We start from the raw sequence: 7,956 nt of genomic DNA on the forward strand, positions 1-7,956 counted from the left end.
CTCCCGACTCCCGACCCCTTCGCCATCTGTGCTTCGCTGATATGCCTATATGCATTTTCCACCATAACAATTCCATCATCTACCACCACACCTATTGCCAGTGCAATACCTGTGAGCGACATGATGTTGGACGAGATGCCAAACATTTGCAGGAATATAAATCCTGCTGCTACAGAGATGGGCAATTGAATGAGAATAATAACCGCACTGCGCCAGTGAAAAAGAAACAGCAGCACCACAATGGATACTGCAATTAATTCTTCTGCCAAAGTGCCTTTTACAGATTCAATGGCTTCCTTTATTAATGTACTGCGGTCGTAAGAAGTTTTAAAAGTTACACCGGGTGGTAATCCTTTTTGCACTTCAATCATTTTTTCTTTTACGGCTGCAATTACGTTGTTGGCATTTTCGTTGTAGCGCATTACTACAATGCCGCCTACCACTTCACCGTTTCCATCCATATCAAAAATGCCGAGGCGCAAATCGCCACCCATCTGCACTGTTCCAATATCTTTTACCCTTACCGGTATGCCATTGTAATTTATTAATGCAATGTTTTCTACATCTTCTTTATTTTTTATGTAGCCCAGTCCACGAATGATGTAAGCCATATCTGCCATTTCAAATTTTCTGCCTCCCACATCATTGTTATTGGCTTTTACTTTATTCATCACATCCATCAGGGAGATATTGTAATACTGCAGCTTTACAGGGTCTACCACCAACTGGTATTGTTTTTCAAAGCCACCAAAGGAAGCTACTTCCGCTACACCCGGCACTGTTTGCAAAGCAAATTTTACATACCAATCCTGCAAGGCCCGTTGCTCTCCCAAATCCATTTTGGGTGCATCCAGGTGATACCAAAAAACATGTCCCACTCCGGTTCCATCTGGCCCAAGCGTAGGTGTGATGCCCTGCGGTAATAATCGTTGTGCATAATTCAACCGTTCCAGCACTCTTGTTCTGGCCCAGTAAATATCTACATTGTCTTCAAAAATTACATACACAAAACTCATCCCGAACATGGAAGCCCCACGGATATTTTTAATTTTTGGAATGCCCTGCAGGTTGCTTACCAGCGGGTAAGTTACCTGGTCTTCTATCACCTGCGGACTGCGGCCCATCCATTCTGTAAAAACAATTACCTGGTTCTCACTCAGGTCAGGAATGGCATCAATAGGATTTTGTTTGATAGAAAAAATGCCATACGCAAACAGGCCCGCTGCTATCAGCAGAACGATGAGCCTGTTTCGTAAAGCGAGTTCAATTAATTTTTGAACCATGGAAAATATTTATAAATGATAGTTTGATTTGTCAATAGTCAATGGTCAATATTTGTATGCAGAAGAATATCATTTTCATTCTGCGAACTATTATGAGAATACTTATTGTTTATTTTCCGTTAAATTCATTCCACATTTTGAACACTTGCCCGGGTTGTTGCTGGTTACATCAGCATGCATGGGGCAACTATACATTTTCATAGTTTCCATTTTCATTTTTTCTTTGGGGGTGAGGTTTAATGGGGTGCCGCATTTTGGGCACTTACCTGCCTTGTCCATCATTACTTCGGGATGCATCGGGCAACTGTAAGCCCTATCCATTTCTTTTAAACTCATGCCACATTTAGAACATTTGCCTGCCTTGTCCATCACTACATCGGGATGCATCGGGCAAGCATACATTTTCATTGCACCTATTTTCATTTGTTCTTTAGGAGACAGGTTTAATGCAGTGCCGCATTTAGGACACTTGCCGGGTTTAGTACTGGTTACATCAGGATGCATCGGACAAGTATAAGTCATTTCCGTTTTTTTCAAATCCATCCCACAATGGGTACACTTGCCAGATTTGTCCATTACCATATCGGGATGCATTGGGCATACATACATTTTCATTACGCCCATTTTCATCTGCTCTTTTTTTGATTTGGTTAAATCCATTCCGCACTGTGAGCATTTTCCCGGTTTACCACTTACTTCATCCAGGTGCATGGGGCAGCAATAAGATGCTTTTGCTAATTGCTGTTTTGAAGTTTTCTTTTTGGAGCCAGCAGTTTGCTGTGCAAAAACGGAAATTGTAAAGATGGTTAAAGCTGCCATCATCAGCATTTTTAAATATTTCATTTTTTTAATTTTTATTTGAACAGAATAATTAAGTAGATGCGAAAAAATTAATGCGGAAGCCTGACAAATAAATTTGTCCATTCAGTAATAAGCAGGTAAAATTTATATAATGAAAACACAGTGGCGAATATAAACCGCTACTCCATCGGTTCGAATAAGCCCATACCTTACAGGAATTTCTTTACCCGGATAAGGGTAATTATTAGAGGGAATTTCAATAAAAGAAACAGGAACCCCCACAGCAATTATGGGAGCCTTTTGAAAAGCAGGTTGGGTTGTCTTTTGGTCAGCTACATTTTTTATTAACTTTTGCTCATGGCTGCAGCAACCTTTATTACTACCTTTTACTTCCTTCATACCACACTTGCCACATATTGCTGATTCATTATGACCCAGTCCCCAATCCGCCAGTTCGCCCATGCAATAATGCATATGAAGCACAGCACCAGTAGAGGTAGTGATATATATAATAGCTAATATGGCTATAAAGACTTTTTTCATTTTGCCAGATGCATATAAAATTCTTTTATACCTGTTACATTAAATACGCTACAACTTAACATCAATGTTTAAAGAAACAAACTACCCTCAATAAAAATAATGATATGACTCAGGAGGTCGCATGATATTCGTTTGTTTAAAGCTTTTGTAACAAACGTTAGGCTCTTTGCTGCATTACTAACCACTCAAAGGAAGACATCATATAACTCCGCATATAAATTTACTCTACGGCCGGGTTATATTGTTACATAATTATAAAAAATATTTACATAATAATGATTGCTGCTTTTGTATAATAAAGTAAGGATTTTCAAACTTGTATACGGCAACCCTATGTTTTGATAAATACATTGTAAAGGATTTTTCAGAAAAATTGCCGCTCACTATATCATTTTTATAAGCATAATGCCACTCATTACAATCATCAATGCATCTTCAATTATAGTAATGGTACTCATGGGCAAATTAAACACATCACCAAGGCAGGCGCATTTTATTTTGCGTTTATTTAAAACTGATTGTAAAACACCAATGATGCTTATCACCATTATAATAAGGGTAACAGCATTTGTAAGCAGCGGATAAAAGCCGGTTATAAATGCAACACCTAAAGCCAGCTCGGCAAACGCATATAAATATCCCCATCCGTTCCAGCGTTTCGCTAAAATATCATACCTACTGTAGCTTTCGGCAAAACCTTTAAGGTTTAATAATTTAAAAAAAGAAAATACTAAAAAGAAACCAGCCATAAAATTATTCATCCACCGCATTAATACAAATGCGCCGTCCAGGTTTTCAATTAATAAACTTACCGCTGTAATGTATCCAAAGATGAGGAGCACCGGTTTATAAGTAGCTATCCACGATTTTTTTTCTGCTTCAGTATTAAATTCAGCAACAGCGGGCCGTGCGGTTACTTTTTCGGTTAACTGGTATTTTGGAAAATCTTTTAAAGCATTTTGTAAAATGCCGGTAGCAATATGTTTATCCATTTGTACGGAAGCTTCAGCTTTCTGCAGGTCCACTTCTACTTTTGTAATGCCTGCAACCTGCAATAAAAGTTGCTGCACTTTTGCCTGGCAACTGCTGCAGGTCATACCAGTAATGTTATATGTGTGTGTCATAATATTTTATTTACACCACAAAATTATTATCACACACTTATACCACGTTATATAATTAGGGAAAAGAGTTGTATTTAAATGTTACACATCGTCGATTGATTTTCTGTGGGTGCCTGTTTTTTTAAAAGCACTTGGGCTAAAGCCGGTTACTTTTTTAAATTGTGCAGAAAGGTGTGCCACGCTGCTGTAACCAAGCCGGTACGAAATTTCACTCAGGTTCAATTCATCATACACCAGCCACTCCTTTACTTTTTCTATTTTTTGAAGAATAAAAAATTGTTCAATCGTTACACTTTCAACTGCGGAAAACAATCGGGAAAGATAATTATACTCTTTATGAAGTGCTTTACTTAAAAATTCACTCAGGCTGAAGTGCTCTTCTATTTCGCCAGACTGTACTTTTTCAATAAGCAGGTTTTTTATTTTTTCTACCTGTTGATGTTTTTGATTGTCCAGTAATTCAAATCCAATTTGTTTAAGCCGTACATTAAGCTGCTTCAATTGTGCGGCAGTTGCATTTTTTAAAAGTACCGCTTCGCCGATTGTTACAACTCCCGCAGGCATTTTCAACTCTTCAAGCAATAGCCTTACCGCCGTTACGCATCGGTTGCAAACCATATTTTTTATAGAGAGTTTCATTTCATTAAAAATTATACTTAATTATTTAAAAATTTATCCGCCAGTTTTTAAGCTGCTAACAGTTATTGGCAAAACAAATTTACCGTATCTTCAAAGCATGACAGCAAAAACAAACAAACTTAATCTTTTTGATTTTACCATGATTGTAGTGAGCCTGGTAATTGGTATGGGTATTTTTCGTACACCGTTAAATGTGGCCCAGGCATCTCCCAATACTTTTTTATTTTTTGCTGCATGGATCGCCGGAGGATTAATTGCATTGTGCGGTGCATTAACCTATGCCGAAATTGGCAGTCGCCTGCCTGTAACTGGTGGCTACTATAAAGTTTTTTCTTATGCTTATCACCCTTCGGTTGCCTTTGCTATTAATTGTGTAATATTGATAAGCAATGCAGCATCACTGGCTGCTGTGGCTTTAGTAGGCGGAGAATATATTACTGCAATTTTTATTCCTTTATCAAAAGATTTAGAATGGATGAAAGTTACCGCCAATGTAAATTATATTCAAACCATACATATCATTATTGCCATTACAGCTATTATTATTTTTTATGGTGTAAACTTAGCCGGGTTAAAAATGAGTGCTAAAACACAAAATGTTTTAACCATAATAAAAATTATTTTGATACTGTTGCTGATTGCACCATTATTTTTTGCAGATAACAGTTCAGTAAATCAACTGACCAACCAATCAGCCGTTTCCCCCACTTTTAAAGAATATATAAAAGCTTTTGGTATTGGTCTTGTAGCTGTAAGTTTTACCTATGGCGGTTATCAGCAAACAATAAATTTTGGTGCCGAAGTAAATGATGCGCCAAAAAATGTTCCCCGGGGCATTTTCTTTGGCATTGCTATTATTGTTGGTTTATACCTTACCATAAATTATGCTTACATAAAAGTAATTGGGTTTGATACGCTGCATGATAAGGATACAAAAAACATAGCCGCTTTTATGGCCTCAAAAATATTTGGTATAAATGCTGAAAGGGTTTTATCAGGATTTTTGTTTTTAAGCGTACTGGCTTATGTAAATGTTTTACTCATGAGTAATCCAAGGGTAATGTATGCCATGAGTGAGGATAATATTTTACCCCCGGTATTTAAAAAAAGAAATTCCAATACCGATGTGCTCACCGTTTCATTATCTGTATTTGCTGCCATTTGTATTATCATTATTTTTTGGGCAAAAGAGTTTGACCGTATATTAAGCTTTACTATTTTTTTAGATTGCTTTGGGATGATACTTTCTGCCGCCACCATTTTTATTTTAAGAAAAAAAACAAAGCATTTGGATGATACAGGTATTTATAAAATGAAATGGTTTCCTTTAATGCCGCTGGTTTTTATTACAGCTTATATATTTGTTGCTATAAGTATTGCTTTAGATTATAAAGAAAATAAGTATGCAGCGCTAACAGGGCTTGCAGTAATGGCCGTATTTGCAGGATTGTATTTTTTTCTGGCGCAACTGAAAAAGAATAAAAATTAATATATCATGATGGATATCTCCTACATTATTAACGAACTTGCCGAAGACAGGGAAAATTATTTTAACGCTGTGGCCCCACCCATAATGCAAACCAGCAATTTTGTTTTTAAAACAGTTGCCGAAATGCGTAGTGCATTTGCTGATGAATACAGCACTTATTTATACAGCCGTGGCAGAAACCCAACAGTAGATATTTTAAGAAAAAAATTAGCAGCATTGGATGGTGCAGAAGATTGTTTAGTGTTTAACAACGGCGCTGCTGCTACTTTTGCTGCTGTGCTGGCCAATGTAAAAAGCGGCGATCATATAGTAAGTGTGGCTAAACCCTACACGTGGACACAAAAATTATTCAACGATATTTTGCCCCGCTTTAATGTTACCACAACTTATATTGATGGCACTGCAATAGAAAATTTTGAACGTGCCATTTTGCCCAACACTACGTTGATTTTTTTAGAAAGCCCCAACAGCTGGGATTATAAACTGCAGGATTTAAAAGCCGTTGCTGAATTAGCCAAAGCAGAAAATATCATTACTATTATTGACAACAGTTATTGTACGCCTTTGAATCAAAAGCCAATTGAGTACGGCATTGATCTGGCTATGCAAACTGCTACCAAATACATCGGCGGCCACAGTGATACGTTAGGTGGGGTACTGAGTGGCAAAAAAGAAATGATAGAAAAAATATTCAACAGTGAGTATATGAATATTGGCAGCGGGATACAACCTTTTAATGCATGGTTATTATTAAGGGGATTAAGAACATTACCGGCAAGATTGGACCGTATTACTGCTTCAACAAAAAAAGTGGTAGCTTATTTAAAGCAGCATCCAAAAGTGGAAACCGTAATTTTTCCTTTTGATGAAAATTTTCCGCAGCACGAATTGGCTAAACAGCAAATGAGTGGTGCCTGCGGTTTATTTACTTTTATTATTAAAGCCGAAAATATAAATATCATAGAAAAGTTTTGTGAAGACCTGCAGCATTTTTTTATGGCAGTTAGCTGGGGTGGCCACGAAAGTTTAATTATCCCTAAATGCTCGGGTATACAACCCGCCGATTTTAATGTTGCCAATAAAGAACACCGCATGCTGCGGTTATATGTGGGTTTGGAAGATGCGGATTACCTTATTAAAGACCTGGAACAGGCATTTGAAAAAATGAGCGCTTAATCTTTACCGCCTGTCATTTAGTTTTTAGTTGGTTCGGTACAGATTATTTATTTTTGTTGTATGCGCTATAAACTTTACTCTCTTATACTTTTAGTTTCAATAATTATGCAGGCAAAAGCCCAGGAAAAATGGAGCCTGCAAAAATGTATTGTATATGGCATTGAACACAATTTTAATGTGCGCCAGGCTGTTATACAAACAGGGTTTTCGGATATACAGTTAAAGCAGGATAAACTATCTCAAATCCCTTCGCTGAATTTAAATAATAATTACAGCATGAGTTTTGGCCGCAGGGAAAACCCCACTACCGGGATATTTGAAGATCAAAAATTTTTCAACACCAGTTTGGGCATGCAAAGCAGTGTTTCGATATTTAACTGGTTTAGTAAAAAAAATATTATTGAAGCGGATAAGCTGGAAGCACTTGCCAGCCGTGCTTTTGTAGAAAAACAAAAAAACGATGTGGCGCTCTTAATTGCCGTTAATTATTTGCAGGTTTTATTAAATATGGAACAGGGAAAAATTGTGGGTGTGCAATTGCAGCAATCGAAAGCCCAATTAAGTAATACCAGGAAATTAGTTGATGCCGGAAGTTTACCGGAATTAAATGCTGCCGAACTGGAGGCGCAGGTAGCCAGAGACAGCTCCAGCTATATTACCGCAAAAGGCAATGTGCAGCAAAGTTTGCTAAACTTAAAAGCCAGCTTAAATTTAGATGCTGCGGAACCTTTTGAAATTGAAACTCCTCCCATTGATAGAATCCCCATTGATGATATTGCCAGCCTGCAGCCTGATGTGGTATATAATACTGCCCTTGCTAATTTACCACAACAGCAATACAATATTTATAAATACAATGCCGGTGAAAAAAGCCGTGATGCCGCAAAAGGTGCGATGAAAC

8 protein-coding genes are annotated in these 7,956 nt (G+C 37.4%); 3 read left to right on the forward strand and 5 right to left on the reverse strand.

What is annotated here, in order from left to right; all coding sequences use genetic code 11:
• The 5 genes from ACY65O_RS01895 to ACY65O_RS01915 form a co-directional block, all read right to left on the reverse strand.
• Positions 1 to 1,283: efflux RND transporter permease subunit (locus ACY65O_RS01895; protein WP_462219157.1), on the reverse strand; the 1,283-nt coding region annotated here is incomplete at its 3' end.
• Positions 1,284 to 1,385: 102 nt separating this feature from the next.
• Positions 1,386 to 2,126 (reverse strand): heavy metal-binding domain-containing protein, encoded by a 741-nt coding sequence (locus ACY65O_RS01900; RefSeq protein WP_462219158.1) that lies wholly within the window; start codon positions 2,124 to 2,126, stop codon positions 1,386 to 1,388.
• A gap of 102 nt (positions 2,127 to 2,228) precedes the next feature.
• Positions 2,229 to 2,627 carry an HYC_CC_PP family protein gene (locus ACY65O_RS01905; protein ID WP_462219159.1) on the reverse strand — a complete coding sequence of 133 codons (399 nt, stop codon included), beginning with the start codon at positions 2,625 to 2,627 and terminating at the stop codon, positions 2,229 to 2,231.
• Positions 2,628 to 3,010: 383 nt separating this feature from the next.
• Positions 3,011 to 3,751: a heavy-metal-associated domain-containing protein gene (locus tag ACY65O_RS01910; protein ID WP_462219160.1), complete on the reverse strand. Its 741-nt coding sequence runs from the start codon at positions 3,749 to 3,751 to the stop codon at positions 3,011 to 3,013.
• Between the two features lie 81 nt (positions 3,752 to 3,832).
• The gene (locus ACY65O_RS01915; RefSeq protein ID WP_462219161.1) at positions 3,833 to 4,390 is read right to left on the reverse strand and encodes a helix-turn-helix domain-containing protein; all 558 of its coding nucleotides are present in this window, start codon (positions 4,388 to 4,390) and stop codon (positions 3,833 to 3,835) included.
• Positions 4,391 to 4,487: 97 nt separating this feature from the next.
• Here ACY65O_RS01915 and ACY65O_RS01920 point away from each other — a divergent pair, with 97 nt between their 5' ends.
• The 3 genes from ACY65O_RS01920 to ACY65O_RS01930 form a co-directional block, all read left to right on the forward strand.
• Positions 4,488 to 5,879: an APC family permease gene (locus ACY65O_RS01920; RefSeq protein ID WP_462219162.1), complete on the forward strand. Its 1,392-nt coding sequence runs from the start codon at positions 4,488 to 4,490 to the stop codon at positions 5,877 to 5,879.
• Positions 5,880 to 5,885: 6 nt separating this feature from the next.
• Entirely contained in the window at positions 5,886 to 7,055 is a 1,170-nt protein-coding gene (locus ACY65O_RS01925) for a trans-sulfuration enzyme family protein (protein WP_462219163.1), read from the forward strand.
• 105 nt (positions 7,056 to 7,160) lie between these two features.
• Positions 7,161 to 7,956: TolC family protein (locus ACY65O_RS01930; RefSeq protein ID WP_462219164.1), on the forward strand; the 796-nt coding region annotated here is incomplete at its 3' end.

Origin of the sequence: Ferruginibacter sp., from assembly GCF_031430955.1 — a bacterium.
GTDB lineage: Bacteria > Bacteroidota > Bacteroidia > Chitinophagales > Chitinophagaceae > Ferruginibacter.